The organism is Halomonas sp. H10-59, from assembly GCF_040070555.1.
GTDB classification, from domain to species: domain Bacteria; phylum Pseudomonadota; class Gammaproteobacteria; order Pseudomonadales; family Halomonadaceae; genus Halomonas; species Halomonas litopenaei.
In genome coordinates, this window is record NZ_CP098828.1 from 2,208,351 (window position 1) to 2,228,495 (window position 20,145).

Consider the following 20,145-nt stretch of genomic DNA (forward strand, 5'->3'; position numbering starts at 1 on the left):
GGGTTCGGCCTGGGGTCATGCGCACCAGGGATAAAGTCGTTGGCGGCGAGCGATTGCGTCGTGCCCTCGGCTGGGCAACAGTGGCAGGAGCCTGTGCAGCGAAGACGCCAGGTGGTGTCTTCGACGTGACTGTCGGCTTGAGCACACTACCAAGTGGCTTTATCGGCATGCGTTGACACAGCGCTTCATCGGCAAAGGGCGCGGTCTGAACAAGGGAATGGATGGAATGCTGAAGCGACTGCTACCGATCGTGGTTCTGGCGATCGGCGTGGGTGGGTTCTGGCTGTTGAAGGTGACGCGGCCGGCGCCGCCTCCGGTAACGGTGGAAGAGCGCGAGTGGCCGGTCTCCGCCATGACGCTGTCGCTGGGCCTCCACGCACCGACCCTGGCGCTCTACGGAGAGGTGCTGGCGCCGGATCGCCTGAGGCTGGTGGCGTCGCTGGATGGCCACGTCGGGCAGCGCCCGGTACGTGATGGTGACCGGGTCGAAGAGGGCGACCTGCTGGTAGCCCTGGCCGAGGAAGACGTGGTGCCGGTGGTGACGCGGGCCGAGGCGGAGGTGGCACGGCTGGAAGCCGAGATCGAGGCGGAAAAGATTCGCTTCGAGAGCGATCGACAGGCGCTGGCCCGGGAACAGTCGCTGCTCGACAACGCCCGCAGTCAGCTCGAGCGTATGCGCTCGCTGGTGCGGCGTAATCTGGCCTCCCGGGCCGAGCTTGACGCCGACGAGAACGAAATCGCCCGAGCCCAGGTGACGCTGGTCAGTCGCCAGGGCGAACTCGACGGACACCCCGCCAGGCTGGCCAGTCTCGAGGCCCAGCGGCGCCAGGCCGAGGCGTCGCTGGCCGAAGCCCGTCGCGATGCGCGAAGGGCCCGGGCCGAAGCGCCTTTCGCCGGTATCGTCACCGCTGTTGAAGTCGCGCCGGGCGACCGGGTGCGCGAGGGTGACGCCCTGCTCGATCTGATCCCGCTCGATGGCCTCGAGGTACGTGCCCGGGTGCCCAGGGGCGTGCAGTCCGAACTGGTGTCGAGCCTGGCCGATGGCGCTCGCCCTGAGGCCGTCGACGACGAGGGCGGGCGCTATCGGCTGAGAGCACTGTCGGGCCAGGGGGACCCCGCCGGCACCGAGGCCATCCTCGAGGTGGTGTCCTCGCCTGCTCGCCTGCGGCCTGGTTCGCTGGTATCGCTGTCGCTTGCCCGTCCCGAGGTGGCCGAGAGTGCGGCGATACCCTTCAGCGCCCTGTACGGTGCCGATCGGATCTACGTCATCGAACAGGGACGTCTGCGGCCGATTGAGGTCAGGCGTCACGGCGAGACCAGCGGGCCTGACGGGGGCTCCTGGGTGATCGTCAGCGGTGAGGGTCTGGCCGACGGCCAGCGCCTGGCCACCACCCATCTGCCCAACGCCATCGAAGGATTGAGAGTGGTGGACCTGTCCCGGGGCAACGGGCCCGCCGAGATCAGCGCAACCCAGACGCCGGCTGGCCAGAGGTCTGGTGAGCCCGTGAGCTCACCGTCCGCGGGCGACGATGTTCGGGCGGAGGCCGGCCCGTGAGCGAAGATACCCAACCGAATGCCCCCAGAGGCCCGATCGGCTTCTTTGTCCGCCACCGGGTCGCGGCCAACCTGGTGATGCTGGTGATGCTGATCGGCGGCGCCCTGGGCCTGTCGCGGATGAACATCCAGTTCTTCCCCGATTTTGCGCTGGACATCGTCTCGGTGCAGACCGTCTACAGCGGCGCCTCGGCCGAAGACGTGGAGCAGGGCATCACCATCCCGCTGGAGCAGCGCCTGCGCAATCTCGATGGCCTGAAGCGGATGACCTCGACCTCGGCCCAGGGGGTGTCGAGCATTACCCTGGAGTTCTACGAGGGTACCGACCCGGTGCTGGCGCTGGATGATGTGCGCGAGCAGGTCGATGGCTTCACCAATCTGCCCGGGGACGCCGAGGAGCCGCGCGTTTCGCGGGCCCAGAACTTCGAACCGGTGGCCCGCCTGATACTGTCAGGTGACGTCGATCGCGAGGCGCTGCGTCGGCTGGCCCGGCGTTTCGAGGACGAGCTGTTGTCGGCCGGGATCGATCGGGTCGAGCTGGTCGGGCTGCCGGAGCAGCAGATCAGCGTGGAGGTGCCGGTGGAGCGGCTCGGCGAGCTGGACCTGAGCCTGCCGGAGATCGCCGAGCGCATCGAGGGACTGTCGCTGGACCTGCCGGCGGGGCTGCTTGGCAGTCAGGACGGCGAGCGCGAGCTGCGCGCGGTGGAACAGCGCCGTAGCGCCGAGGAGTTCGCCGATATCGCGGTGCGCGGAGGCCAGCGGGTGCGTCTGGCGCTCGGTGACATCGCGGTGATCCGCCAGGAGAACCGTCCGCGTCAGGTGGAGGTGCTCCACCACGGACAGCCGGCGGTGGAGTTGATGCTGCAGCGCTCGGAGAGCGGCAACTCACTGGCCGCCGCCGAAGTGCTCAATGGCTGGCTGGAGCAAACCCGCGCGGAGCTGCCGGAGAGCATCACGCTGGAGGTCCACGACGAGACCTGGCAGCTGATCGCCGATCGCATCGGTCTGCTGATCAACAATGGCCTGGGCGGGCTGGTGCTGGTACTGGCGCTGTTGTATCTGTTCCTGCCGGCGCGGGTGGCGCTGTGGGTAGCCATCGGTATTCCCACCGCCTTTCTCGGCGCACTGGCGGTGTTCTGGGGCATCGGCGGCTCGGTCAACATGATCTCGCTGTTCGCGCTGATCATGGCGTTGGGGGTGATCGTCGATGACGCCATCGTCGTCGGCGAGGACGCCGATGCCCACTTTCGCGCAGGCGAGGCGGCACGCCTGGCCTCGGCGGGTGCGGCCCGCAGGATGCTGTGGCCGGTGGTGGCGTCGTCGCTGACCACCGTGGCCGCCTTCATGCCGCTGTTGATGGTGGGGGGAATCATCGGCAACATCCTGCGCGACATTCCGGTGGTGATGATCTGCGTGCTGGTGGCATCGTTGCTTGAGTGCTTCGTGGTGCTGCCGGCCCACCTGCGCAACGCCTTCTCGCCTCGCGCCGGTGGCGAGCGCCGTCCGGGGCCGCTGGGGCGTCTGCGAGGTGCCTTCGACAGCGGCTTCGATCGTTTTCGCCAGGGGCCCTTCCGGCGCTTCTCCGCCAGCACCCTGCGCCATCGGGCGCTGACCTTGAGCGCGGCGCTGGCGCTGGTGCTGGTGACGGTGGGGCTGCTGGCGGGCGGACGTCTGGCGTTCAATTTCTTCCCCACGCCGGAGCCGAATATCCTCTACGCCAACCTGAGCTTCGTCACCGGCACCTCGCGGGATAGGGTCGAGGACTATCTGGCCACCATGCAAAAGGCCCTCGACGACACCGAAGAGGCCCTCGGCGGGGATCTGGTGCGCAGCGCCGTGGTGCGCGTGGGTGGCACCCTGTCCGCCGACGCCAGCGGGCGGACCGGTGACAATGTCGGCTCGATCATGGTCGAGCTGGTGCCGTCAGACCGGCGCTCGGTGCGCAATCTGCCGTTTATCCGTGCCTGGCGAGAGCGTCTGTCCGAGGTCCCGGGACTCGACACCCTGTCCATCGTCGAGCGCAGCGGCGGGCCACCGGGGCGTGACGTCAACGTGCGCCTGGTCGGCGAGTCCGCCGAGTCGCTGAAGCGGGCGGCGGAATCACTGACCCGCAGCCTCGGACAGTTGCCCGGGGTGCTGGAGCCCGAGGACGACATGCCCTGGGGGCGCGAACAGCTGATCTACTCGGTCAACGCCTATGGTCAGGCGCTGGGCCTGACCACCCGGGAACTCGGGCGCCAGCTGCGGGCAGCCTTCGATGGCGTGCTGGTGCAGACCTATCAGGACGGTGCCGACGAGATCGAGGTGCGGGTGCTGCTGCCGCAGGACCAGCGTGAGCACCTGGCGACCCTGCCGCGGCTGATGGTGCGAGTGGATGATGGCCGCCTGGTGCCATTGGACCAGGTGATGGCGCTGGATCACCGCCAGGGCTTCGAGGCGCTGCGTCACGCCGATGGCCGTCTGGCCGTCGAAGTCAGCGCCGACCTCGACACCGAGGTGACCAACACCGCTACGGTGGTCGAGGCGCTGCAAGCCGAGGTGCTGCCGGCGCTGACCGAGCGCTACCACCTGAGCTACACCTTCGAGGGCCAGGCGGCGGACCAGCGTGATACCTTCGCCGACATGCGTACCGGTCTGATCATCGGGCTGGGGCTGATGTACGTGGTGCTGGCTTGGGTATTTGCCTCCTGGAGCCTGCCGCTGATCGTGATGGCGACCATTCCGCTGGCGCTGGTGGGAGCCCTGCTGGGCCATTGGGTGATGGGGCTGGATCTCACCATCCTGTCGATGTTCGGGCTGTTCGGGCTGTCCGGGATCGTGGTCAACAATGCGATCATCCTGGTGACCTTCTATCGTCACGAGCGTGACGCCGGGCGGGATATCGACGCGGCTCTCAACGAGGCGGTGGTGCAGCGGGTCAGGGCCATGTTCCTGACATCCCTGACGACCATCGGCGGGTTGACCCCACTGCTGTTCGAGACCTCGCTGCAGGCTCAGTTCCTGATCCCCATGGCGGTGACCATCGCCTTCGGCCTCGGTGTCTCGACCCTGCTGGTGCTGGCGGTGATCCCGGTACTGCTGAGCTACCTGGAACACCTCAAGGCCGCGTTGGCCTCACGGACATCACGTCACACCACGTCTGAGGGCTAGGCCGCTATAGGGGGGCGCGGTCGGACCTGCGCATGGTGGGCCTGTCGTGCGCTCCATTGGGCCCGTGGCCCAGGTGCAAAGGACAAGCGCCGCCTTGACGGCGGCGCTGTCGGGTCTTGGCAGCGACAGGCGGCATCGCCTGACTAGCTGGCCTGCTGGGGCGTCAATACCTGCTGATGCAGGCTGTTGCCCTCGGTGTCCTTGAGGGTGACGGTGAGCGCCAGGCTGTCGCCATCCAGGTCCACCTGGCCGAAGAACTGAAAGCCTTCGCTGGGCGGCAGGTTGGCTCGACCATCGGCGGGGGCCTTCTGGAACACCACCTCCGGGCCAAAGGTGGCGTCCAGGGTATTGGGGCCGAAGGTACCGGCGTGCAGCGGGCCGCTGACGAATTCCCAGAAGGGCGTGAACTGCTGGAAGCTGGCACGTTCCGGCGCATAGTGATGGGCGGCCGTGTAGTGGACATCGGCGGTCAGCCACACCACGTTGGCGATGGCGTTGTCGTGGATCGCCTTGAGCAGTCGGGCGATCTCGTGCTCGCGCCCGGAAGGGGCGCCACCCTCGCCATTGGCCACCGCTTCGAAGTGCTCGCCGTCGGCGACCACCAGGCCCACAGGCATGTCGGAGGCGATGATCTTCCAGGTGGCCGTCGAGGCCTTCAGCGCCGCGATCAAGTCGTCCACCTGGCGAGCCCCCATCAGGCTTGAGGCCGGGTCGTCGGCGCCCTGGGTATTGGTGCTGTTGGCCGCGCGATAGGTGCGCATGTCGAGCATGAACACCTCGAGTTCGGGACCGTAGGTGAAGCGACGGCGAATCATCTCCGGGGCCTCGGGGCGCTGACGGATCGGCATCGACTCGAGGAAGGCGCGGCGGGCACGCGCCGCCAGCAGCGAGACGTTCTTCTCGGTATAGCGCGGATCATCGAGGATCTCGCCGGGGTACCAATTGTTGACGGTCTCGTGGTCGTCCCACTGGGCGTACATCGGCACCTCGGCGTTGAAGCGCTTGAGGTTGTCGTCGAGCAGGTTGTAGAGGTACTGGCCGCGATACTCGTCCAGGGTCTCGGCCACCTTGCTCTTGGCGTCGGTCATGCGGTTGCGCCAGACGCTGCCGTCCTCCAGGTTCACGCTTTCTTCGAGCGGGCCATCGGCGTAGATGGTGTCGCCGGAGTGCAGGAAGAAGTCCGGCGACTGCTTGAGCATGGTGTCGTAGATGCGCATGCCGCCGCGGGATTCGTCGATGCCCCAGCCCTGGCCGACGGTATCGCCGGACCACACGAAACGTACCGAGCGGCGTGTGCGTCCCGGCATGACCAGCCGGCCGATGACCGGCTCGCTGACGGCGCGGTCGTCGCCGAGGGCCGCAAAGCGCACGCGGTAGAACACCTCCGGCAGGTCGGCAAGGCCAGTGACGTCGAGCTTGGCGGTCAGCCCGCTGGCCGGCAGGGCGGTGGGTCCCTGCAGGGTACGGGCGTTGTTGAAGGCAGCGTTGTCGGCGATGTCCAGCAGCATCCGCGAGGGGCGGTCGGCACGCGACCAGATGACGGCGCGGTCGATGCCGACGTCGCCGCTCATTACCCCGGAGGTGATCACGGGTCGACGGGATTCGGCCAGCACGATGCCGGGGGCGGCGGTGATCAGGCCGAGGCCGGCACCGGCCTTGAGGCCGAGTCCAAGAAACTGGCGTCGGGTGGGTTGCATGGGGCTCTCCTTGTCGTTGCGTCCGATGGTCTTGGCGGGGTGGCGCGTCGCCCTTCGAGGGGAGCGGTCGCGGCCAGTCGCCTAGCATTGCGGCCGTCGATGACAGCTTGATCGCGAATCTATTGCATTAATGCGAAGCGCAATGAACCGCAGAGCCGTAACGACGCTCGAGGGGGCTCGATAGAGAGGATGATGGTGTCAGTATAGTCAGATGCAGCCAGGGCCCCTGTCGCGGTATCATGGCGGCCTTGCGCATGGGGGCCTTGTCCCCGTGCCCCACTTTTTTACGAGCAAGCAGGCAACCGTCTCCATGTCCAACCCCAAGCAGGCCCAGGAAACCGGGCTTCGGCGCACCTTTGCCATCATCAGCCACCCGGACGCGGGCAAGACCACCATCACCGAAAAGATGCTGTTGTTCGGAAACGCCATCCAGCTGGCCGGCTCGGTAAAGAGCAAGCGTGACGATCGCCACGCCACCTCGGACTGGATGAAGATGGAGCAGGAGCGCGGTATCTCCGTGACCACTTCGGTGATGCAGTTCCCCTACGGCGGTCGCATGGTCAACCTGCTCGATACGCCGGGCCACGAGGACTTCTCCGAGGATACCTACCGCACCCTGACCGCGGTGGACTCAGCGCTGATGGTGATCGACGGCGCCAAGGGCGTCGAGGACCGCACCATCAAGCTGATGGAGGTCTGCCGCCTGCGTACCACGCCGATCCTCACCTTCGTCAACAAGATGGACCGCGACATCCGCGACCCCATCGAGGTGATGGATGAGGTCGAGACGGTGCTCAATATCCAGTGTGCGCCGATGACCTGGCCGATCGGCATGGGGCGTCAGTTCAAGGGGGTCTATCACCTCTACAATGACGTCATCCACCTGTACACCCAGGGGCAGGGCAACCGGATTCCGGAAGACAAGCGTATCGAAGGCCTCGATAGCCCCGAGGTGGACGAGGTGCTCGGCGAGGATCTGGCCGAGGAGCTGCGGATGGAGGTCGAGCTGGTGCGCGGTGCCTCCCACAGCTTCGACCTCGAGGCCTATCGTCGTGGCGAGCTGACGCCGGTGTACTTCGGTACCGCCATGGGCAACTTCGGTGTACGCGAAATGCTCGATGGCTTCGTCGAATATGCGCCGCCGCCCCAGGCGCGGGAAACCGACGTGCGCGAGGTTCCGGCCGAGGACGAGCGCTTCACCGGCTTCGTGTTCAAGATCCAGGCCAACATGGATCCCAATCACCGTGACCGCATCGCCTTCCTGCGGGTGTGCTCGGGCAAGTACCAGAAGAACATGAAGATGCGCCATGTGCGCATCAACAAGGACGTCAAGATCGCCGACGCCCTGACCTTCATGGCCTCCGATCGTGCCCACGTGGAAGAAGCCTGGCCCGGTGACATCATCGGCCTGCACAACCATGGCACCATCCAGATCGGTGACACCTTCACCCAGGGCGAGGACATGCGATTCACCGGCATTCCCCACTTCGCCCCGGAGCTGTTCAAGCGGGTCAGGCTCAAGGACCCGCTGAAGATGAAGGCCTTGCAGAAGGGCCTGCAGCAGCTTTCGGAGGAGGGCGCCACCCAGGTATTCATGCCGTTGGACAACAACGACCTGATCCTTGGCGCCGTCGGTACCCTGCAGTTCGATGTGGTCGCCCATCGCCTCAAGGAAGAGTACAAGGTCGACTGCATGTATGAAGGGGTGAACGTCAATACCGCCCGCTGGATCTACTGCGACGATCCGAAGATGCTCGAGGAGTTCAAGCGCAAGGCCAGCACCAACCTGGCCATCGACGGCGGTGGCTACCTGACCTATATCGCCCCGACCCGGGTCAATCTGCAGATGACCCAGGAGCGCTGGCCGGATATAAGGTTCAGGGAGACCCGCGAGCACTAAAATGCTGATCGACGCCCACTGCCACCTCGACTTTGCCGACTTCGACGCCGATCGCGACGCGGTCCTGTCCAGGGCCCGGCGGGCGGGCGTCGAACAGCTGGTGGTCGCCGGTACCCACCGTGACGCCTGGCAGGGCACCCTGGAGCTGGCCGAGCAGACGGGGTTGCACGCCTGTCTCGGTCTGCATCCGGTGTTTCTGGAGCATCATCGCCTGGATGGCGAGGATGACGACATCAGCGCGCTGGGCCAGGCGCTGAAGGCCCACCCTCGCTGCGTCGCCCTGGGGGAGTGCGGGATCGATGCGCGCTTTGGCGACACCCTCGATCGCCAATGGCACTTGTTCGATGCCCAGCTCAGGCTGGCGCGGGATCTGCGCCTCCCGGTGGTGATCCACTGTGTGCGTGCCAACGACGAAGTCGCCAAGCGTCTGGCCCAGTTGGGCCTCCCCGCAGGGGGCCTCATCCATGCCTTCGCCGGCTCTCCGGAGCAGGCGAGGCGCTTTGTCGATCTGGGATTTACGCTGGGCCTCGGCGGGGCGGTGACCTATCCCCGGGCCAGGAGGGTGCGCCGGGCGGTGGCGTCGCTGCCCGATGACGCCTACGTGCTGGAGACGGATAGCCCTGACATGCCGTTGTCGGGCCACCAGGGCGAGCGCAATGAACCTGCCCTGGTGGCCGAGGTGTGTCGCCACGTGGCCGAGATCAGAGGGCAGACACCGCAAACCGTAGCGCTGCACTCAAGTGACAACGCCCGTCGGCTGTTCGGCCTGCCGGCACCCTGACCACGGCGCCGGCAGGAATATCGCCCGGATCGAATTACCCGGGCGTCAGCGGTGTCAGACCAGACTCTCGGGGTCGAGGCGATCGATGGCGTAGGGCAGGTGCAGAAGCTTCAGGCGTTGATCCTCGCAGCTGAGGGCGGCTTCATCGGCGCGGGTATTCAGCACCGCCAGTACCTCGGCCTGCCCATAGGCATCGAGGGCGCTTGCCACCACCTCGCCCTGGCGCTTGCCGCTTTCGTCGATCACCTCGCTGCCCAGCGGCGGCAGTCGAGCCCCCTCTAGCTGGGCGCGATACAGGCGCTTCTTGACCTGGCCGCGGAAGTGGGCGCGGGCCACCACTTCCTGCCCGGTGTAGCAGCCTTTCTTGAAACTGATGCCTGCCAGTGCCTCCCAATTGAGCATCTGGGGCAGGTAGGCATCCTGCTGATCGGCATCGATGAAACACAGCCCCGCCTGGATATCCGCCAGCCGCCATACCTGATTGCCCACCGGCTGACACTGCTCGATCAGGCGCGAGAACAAGGCCTCTGCCTGGTCTTCTGGCAGCATGATCAGGTAGCGGGGGCGAGGGCCAGGCTGGCCGAGCACCAGGGGCTCGCCGTGGCTCGCCTGGCGCCAGGGATCGGGCGGTGTCAGGTCGCAGTCGACCTCGGTCAGGGCGGGTGCTTCCTGGCCGATCAGGCCGATCAGCGCCAGGTCATCGCGAGCCGTCAGCTCGGCCTTGTAGAAGGCGGCGAACTTACCCAGGTGCTGGGCCAGCGGGGCCACCAGACTGCGATGCAGCACGATCCTGAAGCGTTCGTCGTCGACCTTCATCAGCTGGCCGTTGGCCAGCATGCGGCCCTTGGGGGTGCAGAAGCAGGTCAGCGGAGCGAAGTGGCCATTGGCGTGGGCGAGCTGGGCACTGGTCTGGCCCTGCAGAAAGCGCTCAGCGTCGGGGCCGACCACGTCCAGCGCGCCGAGATGGACCAGCGGGGTGGCCACGGTGCTGTCCAGGGCAAGGCGGGCCGCGTCGGGGGTGTCGAAGTCGACCTGGTCCGAGCCGGTCAAGCGGCCGCCGTGGGCGGTGATCCAATCCGTCATGAGCAATCCTGTCGCGCGTATCGAAAAAAGGTGAAGTTTGCGCCTGTCAGCAATGTGAGGGTGAGACGCCCCTTTTGCAAGGTACGGGCAGAAGAACCCGCACGGGGTGTCGTGCTAAGCTTTTCCACCAGTTTCAAGCTTGCTGTTACGATCTTCGGTCCTTCCGCTTCACCCGCCAAGGAGGCGCGCCTCATGTCCCAGCAATCCCTGACCTTCCAGGGCGTCGACAACGCCGACCAGGTCAACCAGATCACCACCGCCTTGATGATGCTCGACGGCGTCGACAGTGTGGAGGTCGGCCGCCATGGAGCCGAGGTGGAAGGGCGCGCGCGTCGCGAGGCCCTGATCGAGGCGATCAAGCGACTCAAGCTCGGCATCGAGGTGAAATGATGAGTATCGAGATTACTACCGAGAAGGATGGGAAGCTGCGCCAGCGGGTCAGCATCGACAGCTTCGACGACCTGCTGGTCGATGTGCCGGTTGCTTACGGCGGCGATGGCCTTGCGCCGGACCCCCACGACTACTTCGATCTGTCGCTGGGGGCGTGCAAGGCGATCACCTCGCGCATGTACGCGCAGCGCAAGGAGTGGCCGCTGGAAGGCGTCAGCGTCACGGTCACCAGAGACGAGCGCGACGAGCGCAAGGGCGTCTACCGGCTCGATGTGGCGATGACCTTTCACGGCATCGAGGATCCCGAGCGGCTGGCACGGCTCGAGGAGATCAGCCACAAGTGCCCGATCCACCGCTTGATGACCACTTCCACGGTGGAAATCACCACGCGAACGCTGGCGCCAACGGCCCAAACCTGACGTCGGCGAGCGTGCGCGAGACTTGAAGTCGGCGCCAGCCGCCCCGATCTGGGTGGTGTCCCCCAGCAGGAGTCATGATGAGCAAGTCCTTTCGTCTGTCGTCGAAGTTCCAGCCTGCCGGTGACCAGCCGAGCGCTATCGAAAGCCTGGTCGGGGGGCTCGATTCGGGCCTGGCCCACCAGACCCTGCTCGGGGTGACCGGTTCGGGCAAGACCTTCACCATGGCCAACATCGTCGAGCGATTGCAGCGGCCGACCATCGTCATGGCGCCGAACAAGACCCTGGCGGCCCAGTTGTACGGGGAGTTCAAGGCGTTCTTCCCGGACAACGCCGTGGAGTACTTCGTCTCCTACTACGACTACTACCAGCCCGAGGCCTATGTGCCCTCGTCGGACACCTTCATCGAGAAGGACGCCTCGATCAATGACCATATCGAGCAGATGCGACTGTCGGCGACCAAGGCCCTGCTGGAGCGTCGCGATGCGCTGATCGTGGTGTCGGTGTCGGCGATCTACGGCCTGGGTGATCCGGACCAGTATCTGAAGATGCGCCTGCACTTCACCCGCGGCGAACTGATCGATCAGCGCGGCTTTCTGCGTCGTCTGGCGGAACTGCAGTACACCCGCAACGACATGGACTTCAAGCGCGGCACCTATCGGGTGCGTGGCGACGTCATCGACATCTTCCCTGCCGACGCCGAGGATGAGGCGGTCAGGGTGGAGCTGTTCGACGACGAGATCGACACCATCAGCCTGTTCGATCCGCTGACCGGCGAGGTGCGCGGCAAGGTGCCGCGCATGACCATCTATCCCAAGAGCCACTACGTGACCCCGCGGGAGACCATCCTGGCGGCGGTGGATCGGATCAAGGAGGAGCTGGTCGAGCGACTGACCTTCCTGCGCAAGGAAGACCGTCTGGTCGAGGCCCAGCGGCTGGAGCAGCGTACCCTCTACGATATCGAAATGATGCTGGAGCTGGGCTACTGCAACGGTATCGAGAACTACTCGCGCTACCTGTCCGGACGCAACCCCGGCGAGCCGCCCCCCACCTTCTTCGACTACCTGCCCGCCGACGCGCTGCTGTTCATCGACGAGTCCCACGTCAGTGTGCCCCAGGTGGGCGGCATGTACCGCGGCGACCGCTCGCGCAAGGAGACCCTGGTCGAGTACGGTTTCCGCCTGCCGTCGGCGCTGGACAACCGTCCGATGAAGTTCGAGGAGTGGGAGCGGATCTCGCCCCAGACCATCTTCGTCTCGGCCACGCCGGGTCCCTACGAGGCCGAGCACGCCGGCCAGGTGGTGGAGCAGGTGGTACGTCCCACCGGGCTGCTGGATCCCGAGATCGAAGTGCGTCCGGCCTCGACCCAGGTGGATGACCTGCTGTCGGAGATCCGTTTGCGCACCGCCGTGGGCGAGCGGGTGCTGGTCACCACCCTGACCAAGCGGATGGCGGAAGACCTGACCGAGTATCTCGACGAACACGACGTCAAGGTGCGCTACCTGCACTCGGACATCGACACGGTGGAGCGGGTCGAGATCATCCGCGACCTGCGCCTGGGCAAGTTCGACGTGCTGGTCGGTATCAACCTGCTGCGCGAGGGGCTGGATATTCCCGAGGTGTCGCTGGTGGCGATCCTCGACGCCGACAAGGAAGGCTTCCTGCGCGCCGAACGTTCGCTGATCCAGACGGTGGGGCGGGCCGCGCGTAATGCCAACGGCAAGGCGATCCTCTACGGCGACCGCATCACCGACTCGATGCGCAAGACCATCGACGAGACCGAGCGGCGCCGCGCCAAGCAGCAGGCGCACAACGAAGAACACGGCATCACGCCGCAGACGGTGACCCGCTCGGTGGCGGATATCCTCGAAGCCGCCCAGGCTCCGGGCAGCCGCAAGACTCGTGGACGCAAGGGCGAGCGCAAGGTGGCCGAACCGGAAGCGGTCTACGATCCCGCCAGCCTGTCCCCGGAGGAGCTGCGCAAGGAGATGACGCGGCTCGAGGACGCCATGAGCGAGGCCGCCGCCAATCTGGAGTTCGAAGAAGCGGCGCGGCTGCGCGATCGCCTGCATGGGCTCAGAGAGCGTCAGCTGGCGCTCGGAGCGGTATAAAGGAGGCAGCGTAAGCGGGGCGCGCGAATCTGGCAGTCCGTCCTGCCTTGTCCGCGCTCCTGGTGCCTTTAATCGAACATTATACCGTTATCTTGCCGATTGGCCTGATCTTCCGCCTGGCTGCCCTTGCTGGCGCATCCTGTTCAATTGGCGCAGCCCAGGCTCGTTCTCCAGAGTGAGGCGGGATCTCCGCCAGCCGGCAAGCAGACGCCGGATCAGTAGCGCGTTAAACGAACCGGCACAGACGGCTGCCGAGCCGTGGCGTAATGCGCTACACTACGGGCCCTCGCAAGCCCGCCATGACGCCTACGGGACGCCAAGAGAGCGGGCGTATCGACCCAGCCAAGGAGTCTGCCATGACCGTGATCCGCCAGGACGACCTCATCACGAGTGTCGCCGATGCCCTGCAGTACATCTCCTACTACCACCCCAAGGACTTCATCGACGCCATGGCGGCCGCCTACGAGCGGGAGGAGAATCCGGCGGCGAAGGATGCCATCGCCCAGATCCTGATCAACTCGCGGATGTGTGCCACCGGCCATCGTCCCATCTGCCAGGATACCGGCATCGTCACGGTCTTCGTCCATGTGGGCATGAACGTGCGCTTCGAGGCCGACATGAGCCTCGATGACATGATCAACGAAGGGGTGCGCCGGGCCTACAACTTCCCGGACAACGTGCTGCGCGCCTCGGTGCTGGCCGACCCCGACGGCAAGCGTCAGAACACCAAGGACAACACTCCGGCGGTGATCCACCACAAGCTGGTGCCTGGCGATACCGTCGAGGTTCACGTGGCGGCCAAGGGCGGCGGCAGCGAGGCCAAGTCCAAGTTCGCCATGCTCAATCCCTCCGACTCGGTGGTCGACTGGGTCATGGAACAGCTCCCCAAGATGGGGGCCGGCTGGTGTCCGCCCGGCATGCTCGGCATCGGCATCGGCGGAACCGCCGAGAAGGCCATGGAGCTGGCCAAGGAAGCCCTGCTCGATCCGATCGACATCCAGGATCTTCAGGCCAGGGGCGCTGCCAATCGCGCCGAGGAGCTGCGCCTGGAGCTGTTCGACAAGGTTAACCGCAGCGGCATCGGTGCCCAGGGGCTGGGTGGCCTGACCACGGTGCTCGACATCAAGGTCAAGGATTACCCGACCCACGCCGCCAACAAGCCGGTGGCGATCATCCCCAACTGCGCGGCGACCCGTCATGCCCACTTTACCCTGGACGGCAGTGGCCCGGCGGCGCTCAAGGCGCCCAAGCTCGAGGATTGGCCGGAGATCACCCGTGAAGCCGGTGGCAACGTCAAGCGCGTCAATCTCGATGAGGTCACCCCGGAAGAGGTGAAGACCTGGCAGCCGGGCGATACCCTGTTGCTCAACGGCAAGCTCTTGACCGGTCGCGACGCGGCGCACAAGCGCATGGTCGACATGCTGGCCAAGGGCGAGTCGCTGCCGGTGGATCTGAAAGGGCGCTTCATCTACTACGTGGGGCCGGTCGATCCGGTCGGTGACGAAGTGGTGGGGCCGGCCGGACCGACCACCGCCACGCGCATGGACAAGTTCACCCGCACCATGCTCGAGCAGACCGGCCTGTTGGGCATGGTCGGCAAGGCCGAGCGTGGTCAGATCGCGATCGAGGCCATCCGTGACAACCAGGCGGTGTACCTGATGGCGGTGGGTGGTGCGGCCTACCTGGTGTCCCAGGCGATCAAGGCCTCCAGGGTTGTCGGTTTCGAGGACCTGGGCATGGAAGCCATCTACGAGTTCGAGGTGGAGGACATGCCGGTGACCGTGGCGGTGGATAGCCAGGGTTCATCGGTGCACCAGACCGGTCCGGCCAAGTGGAAGGAAATCATCGCCGAGAGCGTCTGATCTCCCCATGCCATGTCTCGCCCCGGTGCACGGCGAGACACGATAGGCGGCCCCGTCATCTGGCGGGGCCGCCTGCGTTACGGGTATGCTGAAGTCCGCAATAACGCTAGCTAGTGCGCCCCGACGCTCAGCGCTCGATGTGGTGCGGTGTCACACGGATGGAGACCTTCGATGACCTCATGGCTGCTTGGCCTGGCCATCTTTCTGATTCACCTGGGCGGGGCCATCTCCGCCGTGCTCGCGCTGATGTCGAGTCGAACCTCTCAGGGGGCGATCGCCTGGATCATTTCGCTGGTCGCCATGCCGTATCTGGCGTTGCCGGCCTACTGGGTCTTCGGCCGACCACGCTTCTACGGTTATGTGTCGGCGCGCGGCCAGCGCGATACGCTGCTGCGGCGCGTGTTGTTGCGCTATCGAGATCGCTTCGATTCCTATCTGGTGGGGGCCACCGACGCCGACGTCAAGGCGGTCGAAAAGCTTGCCATGATGCCGCTGACCCGCGCCAACTCGACGGAGCTGCTGGTCGATGGCGATCAGACCTTCGACAGCCTGTTTGCCGGTATCGATGCGGCCCGCTCTTATATCCTCATTCAGTTCTTCATCGTGCGTAATGATGAACTTGGTCGTCGGCTGCAGGAACATCTGGTGCGGGCGGCACGGCGTCAGGTGCGGGTCTACTTCCTGTACGACGAGATCGGTAGCCGGCAGCTAGGCGACGGCTATCTGGGCGAGCTGCGCGAGGCGGGCATCCACGTCAGCGCCTTTCACTCCTCGCGCGGATGGCGTCACCGTTTTCAGCTCAATTTCCGCAACCATCGCAAGATCCTGGTAGTGGACGGTCGAGAAGGCTGGCTCGGTGGTTTTAACGTGGGGGTGGAGTATCTGGGACAGGATCCTCGCCACGGACCCTGGCGCGATACCCATCTGAAGCTGGTCGGGCCCAGTGTGCTGGGGCTGCAGGAAGCCTTCTGGGAGGACTGGCACTGGGCCACCGGCACCATGCTGAGTCTGTCCTGGGCGCCCCAGGTGGATCAGCGCACGCTCGATGAAGGCAACGGGCGCCATGTGGTGATCGTCCCTTCGGGCCCGGCGGATCCGCAGGAGACCGCGAGCCTGCTGGTCCAGCACCTGATCCACAGCGCCCATCGGCGTCTGTGGGTGACCAGTCCGTACTTCGTTCCCGATGAGGGCGTACAGGACGCACTGCGCCTGGCCGCCATGCGCGGGGTGGATGTGCGCATCATGATGCCGGAACGTCCCGACCATCTGCTGGTGTTCCTGTCGGCCTTCGCCTTCCTGCCGGACATGATCCGCGCCGGGGTCAAGGTCTATCGCTATCAGCCGGGATTTCTCCATCAGAAGGTCATGCTGATCGATGACAGCGCCGCCAGTGTCGGTACCGTCAATCTGGACAACCGCTCCTTCCGGTTGAACTTCGAGATCACCGCCCTGGTGCCACATCAGGCGTTCGCCCTGGAGGTGGAAGCCATGCTGGAACAGGACTTCGCCAACTGTCGCGAGGTCAGCCTCGACGAGCTGCGCTCGCGTCCGCTGTGGCGCAAGCTGGTGTCCCGGGCCGCCTACCTGCTGGCGCCTGTGCAGTAGCCTGTGCAGGCGCCGCCGCTGCCTTGCCATCCCCCGAGGCAAAAAGAGAACAAGGCTCTGCTGGAGGCTGGTCAATGTCCGGCACAGTGGCACGCAGCATGGCGGAGCAATAAAGCGTCAGTATTCCCTTGGGAAGGTGGGCGCTTTCCGGTACATTTAGCCGTTTTATCGGGCGGTCTGATGTGGCCCCTTCGGTCACGTTCAAGGCGATGGCGTCCCGTGTGGTTGGTGTCTTGACAAGGAGTGCTGGTGAATCTAGAAACGAAATGGCTCGAGGACTTCGTTGCGCTGTCCAACACCCGCAGCTTCTCGGCCTCCGCACGCCAGCGCCACGTCACCCAGCCGGCCTTCAGCCGTCGTATTCGCTCCCTCGAACAGGCGGTGGGCGTCACCCTGGTGGATCGTTCGACCACGCCCATCGACCTGACCCCTCAGGGGCAGCTGTTTCTGGTGACCGCTCGCAATATCGTCGAGCAGCTCAACGAGTCCCTCGGCCATCTGCGCGGCCTGGCCATGGCCAACGAGGCGCTGGACGTGGTGGCGGCCCATTCGCTGGCCCTAAGCTTCTTCCCTCAATGGATCTCGCGGCTGCAGAAGGGGCTCGGGGAGTTGCCGACGCGGCTGGTGGCGATGAACGTGGGGGAGGCCATCCATGTGCTGCGCGAAGGCAACTGCGACCTGATGCTGGCCTACTACGACCCCTACGCCAGCATGCAGCTTGACGGGGAAGTCTTTCCCTCCTTTTCCATCGGGCGGGTCAAGATGATACCGGTGAGCCTGCCGGATGAGCAGGGGGCGCCGCGCTTCCCTCTGGACGGTGACGACTCCCTGCCGTACCTGGCCTACACCCAGGGCGCCTTTCTCGGGCGTAGCGTGCGCATGCTGTTGAAGAATGACCCGTTGCGCATGCGCCTGCGTACCGTCTACGAGACCGCCATGGCCGAGGGGCTCAAGGCCATGGTCATGCAGGGCGTGGGCATGGCCTGGATACCCGATTTCTGCCTCAGGCAGGAGCTGAAGAGCGGGGCGGTGGTGCGGGCCGGTGGCGAGCAATGGGACGTCCCGCTGGAGATCCGCCTGTATCGCTGTTCACTGGTGCATAAGCCCGGTGTCGAAAAACTGTGGCGCCAGATGATGAAGCTGCCGCGAGACTTCCTCGAGGCCTGATGTCGGTGAGATTGCTAACCACTGTCGGCCACGCACTGCATCGCTGTTCACTACTCCTGGTGTCATTCAGTAAGCCCGGCGTAGAAAAACTGTGGCGCCAGATGATGAAACTGCCGCGAGACTTCCTCGAGGCCTGATCGCCTTTACCTCTGACAAGCGCCTGAGGACCTGTGCCCGTCAGGCGCTATCCCCTCCTTGTACGACGACAGACAGGCAAGCCGCTGCTGGACCCGGCATGGAGGTGCCATGTCGCTCAGTGGTTGCGAAGACCCCCGCGTCTATTCCCATTTCCTGTCTTTGATCCCGCTTTGTTTTCCTGGTTGATCCCAACATTCGTGTCCTGACGTTTTTACCATGCTTTCCTGACTGATCCTGGCTGTCGCGTACTGGCGTTTTCGCTCTAGATGGCTTGGAAATTCACGATGCTGGCTGGTGGCGCTTGTCCCGTTAAGCGAGGGTTTCGCATCCGATGGCATGCAGCTAGGTCATGCCTTTCTCGCGCTACCTGCTGCGTGTGTATCCGTACCCAGCCAATGAAAAGGAGCATGAAAGGTGTAACAAAAGAGGGCCTTTCTCGCCCAGGTGACACTCTGTGCACTACCGAACGTTGTCGGTCATGACTGTGATCAAGGTCAAGAAACTGGGCCAACCTTTGCGCTCTTCGGGTTTTCATATTGACCCATTGTCCAGCTCTCTGGATAGTTGATTACACGAAGTAACATAAGTTATACGCTCGCTTTCTCGACGTTTGTGCGCTGTTGCAATGTTGGGCGCCTGTCGGTGGCGGCCGGTAGGCAGGTGCGCAACCAGCAGGCAAGACGCGTCACTCTTGAAGGCTGAGGTAATTTCGGCAGGGGGCACAGGGATGGTCGATAAAAAGTGTGGAGTGGCAGGCCAGAGGGCCTCGTGCTTCGGAAAGCAATATGGAAAGACCTGGGTCGGCGTCGCAACGGCGCTGGTGCTGTCCGGCTGCGCTGTCACCCCTCAACCGATGTCGCAACAGGCCAATGAACAACGCGCCGACGACCTGTTGGCGAGGGTCACGGCCAGTCAGGAACCTGTTATTGCCCCTATCGATCTCTATTCGGCAATGGCCCGCGCCATCAAGTACAACCTGGACTATCGGGTGGAAGTGATGGAGCAGGCCCTGCGCACCAAGGAGCTCGATCTGGCGCACTACGATTTGTTTCCAAAGGTGGTCGGCAACCTCAACTATACGGGACGCGACAATGAACCCGGCAGCTCCAGTATTTCTCTGTTGAGTGGTCAGGAGTCGCTGGAACCTTCGTCCTCCAGCGAACGCAACCAGTTGGCGACCGATCTTACCATGAGCTGGGACGTGCTCGATTTTGGCCTGTCCTATGTGCGGGCTCAGCAGAGGGCCGACAGCGTCATGCTGGCCGAGGAAAGCAAGCGCAAGGTCATCCAGCGCATCATCGAGGATGTACGCGCCGCCTACTGGCGAGCGGTCAGCGCAGAACGTCTGTTGGCCAAGACTCGAGAGCTCGAGGAGAGCACACGAAGGGCGCTGGATCAGGCCCACCGGCAGCAGCGCAGTGCTTTGACGGCGCCGCTGCCTGCGCTTAGCTATGAACGTGAACTGCTGACCATTCGCCGCGACCTCGAGTCACTGACGCGGGAACTGCGGGTGTCCAAGCAGCAGTTGGCAGCGCTGATGAACCTTCCGCCCGAGCAACCCTACCAACTGGTGTTGCCGCCGCGTGACCTGGCCTGGAAAGGGATCGATCTTTCCTACGACACCATGTTGAAGCTGGCGGTGATGAATCGCCCGGAGCTGCGCGAAGTCGCCTACCAATTGCGCAACAACGAGCGCGAGGGCACCACAGCGATTCTGGAAACCTTGCCGAGTCTCAAACTCTTCGTCGGAGCCAACTATAGCGACGACGATTTTCTCTACAACAGTGACTGGGTCAGCTATGGCGCTCGCGCCAGCTGGAACCTGCTGAAGGTGTTCAGTCTGCCGGCCCGTCAGGATCGTATCGACGCCCAGAGCGATCTGCTCGATGCACGGAGCCTGGCATTGACCATGGCGGTGGCGACTCAGGTATCGGTGACCCGAGCACGCTATGAACTGCGGCGTGGAGAACTCGGCACGGCCAAGCGATTCCTTGAGGTGCAGCGAGCGATCGAGCATCAGGTGGAAGCCGGCTATCGTGCCAGGCACGTCAGCGAGCAGACCCTGATTCGCGAACAGATGAATACCCTGCTGGCCGAGGTGCGGATGGATCAGGCGCTGTCGGACCTCCAGGGGGCCTACGCCAATGTCTATACGGCCACCGGCATCGACGCCGTGGATGCCGGCATGAGCAGCAACGAAAGCGTCCTGGAGCTTGCCGATGATCTGCGTGCTCTGTGGGCGCAGCGTGGCGATGCCTTGGCCATTGACGTGGTGGCATCGCCATGAGGGC

Annotated in this window: 13 protein-coding genes; 11 read left to right on the plus strand and 2 right to left on the minus strand. The window is 64.7% G+C overall.

Annotated features, from left to right (window positions below):
- The first annotated feature begins 226 nt into the window (after positions 1–226).
- Positions 227–1,555, plus strand: a complete 1,329-nt coding sequence (locus NFG57_RS09630) for an HlyD family efflux transporter periplasmic adaptor subunit (RefSeq protein ID WP_348816064.1) — start codon at positions 227–229, stop codon at positions 1,553–1,555.
- Complete coding sequence (locus NFG57_RS09635; protein ID WP_348816065.1) at positions 1,552–4,704, plus strand: efflux RND transporter permease subunit; 3,153 nt, start codon at positions 1,552–1,554, stop codon at positions 4,702–4,704. The genes NFG57_RS09630 and NFG57_RS09635 overlap by 4 nt, the downstream gene beginning before the upstream one ends.
- 143 nt (positions 4,705–4,847) lie before the next feature.
- On the opposite strand, the gene NFG57_RS09640 is transcribed toward NFG57_RS09635, so the two are convergent.
- Entirely contained in the window at positions 4,848–6,401 is a 1,554-nt protein-coding gene (locus NFG57_RS09640; RefSeq protein WP_348816067.1) for an alkaline phosphatase D family protein, read from the minus strand.
- Positions 6,402–6,711: 310 nt separating this feature from the next.
- Between NFG57_RS09640 and NFG57_RS09645 the strand changes: the two genes are divergently transcribed.
- Positions 6,712–8,301 carry a peptide chain release factor 3 gene (locus NFG57_RS09645; RefSeq protein ID WP_108133585.1) on the plus strand — a complete coding sequence of 530 codons (1,590 nt, stop codon included), beginning with the start codon at positions 6,712–6,714 and terminating at the stop codon, positions 8,299–8,301.
- Between the two features lies 1 nt (position 8,302).
- Positions 8,303–9,082, plus strand: coding sequence for a TatD family hydrolase (locus NFG57_RS09650; protein WP_348816069.1), 780 nt, complete (start codon positions 8,303–8,305; stop codon positions 9,080–9,082).
- 54 nt (positions 9,083–9,136) lie between these two features.
- Here the strand turns inward: NFG57_RS09650 and NFG57_RS09655 are convergent, their stop codons facing one another.
- Positions 9,137–10,165, minus strand: coding sequence for a folate-binding protein (locus tag NFG57_RS09655; protein WP_348816071.1), 1,029 nt, complete (start codon positions 10,163–10,165; stop codon positions 9,137–9,139).
- Positions 10,166–10,357: 192 nt separating this feature from the next.
- Here NFG57_RS09655 and NFG57_RS09660 point away from each other — a divergent pair, with 192 nt between their 5' ends.
- From NFG57_RS09660 to NFG57_RS09690, 7 genes are all read left to right on the plus strand, one after another.
- Positions 10,358–10,555: a hypothetical protein gene (locus NFG57_RS09660; RefSeq protein ID WP_045991458.1), complete on the plus strand. Its 198-nt coding sequence runs from the start codon at positions 10,358–10,360 to the stop codon at positions 10,553–10,555.
- Entirely contained in the window at positions 10,555–10,974 is a 420-nt protein-coding gene (locus NFG57_RS09665; RefSeq protein WP_348816073.1) for an OsmC family protein, read from the plus strand. The genes NFG57_RS09660 and NFG57_RS09665 overlap by 1 nt, the downstream gene beginning before the upstream one ends.
- Before the next feature lie 77 nt (positions 10,975–11,051).
- A complete protein-coding gene (gene uvrB / locus NFG57_RS09670) occupies positions 11,052–13,082 on the plus strand; it encodes an excinuclease ABC subunit UvrB (protein ID WP_348816075.1) in 2,031 nt (676 codons plus the stop codon).
- Positions 13,083–13,438: 356 nt separating this feature from the next.
- Positions 13,439–14,944, plus strand: a complete 1,506-nt coding sequence (locus NFG57_RS09675; protein ID WP_045991456.1) for a fumarate hydratase — start codon at positions 13,439–13,441, stop codon at positions 14,942–14,944.
- A 171-nt stretch (positions 14,945–15,115) separates the two neighbouring features.
- On the plus strand, positions 15,116–16,549 hold the full coding sequence (gene cls / locus NFG57_RS09680; RefSeq protein WP_222516832.1) for a cardiolipin synthase: 1,434 nt from the start codon (positions 15,116–15,118) through the stop codon (positions 16,547–16,549).
- 249 nt (positions 16,550–16,798) lie between these two features.
- Positions 16,799–17,716, plus strand: coding sequence for a LysR substrate-binding domain-containing protein (locus NFG57_RS09685; RefSeq protein ID WP_108133590.1), 918 nt, complete (start codon positions 16,799–16,801; stop codon positions 17,714–17,716).
- A 1,090-nt stretch (positions 17,717–18,806) separates the two neighbouring features.
- Positions 18,807–20,141, plus strand: a complete 1,335-nt coding sequence (locus tag NFG57_RS09690; RefSeq protein WP_348816077.1) for a TolC family protein — start codon at positions 18,807–18,809, stop codon at positions 20,139–20,141.
- Positions 20,142–20,145 lie beyond the last annotated feature (4 nt).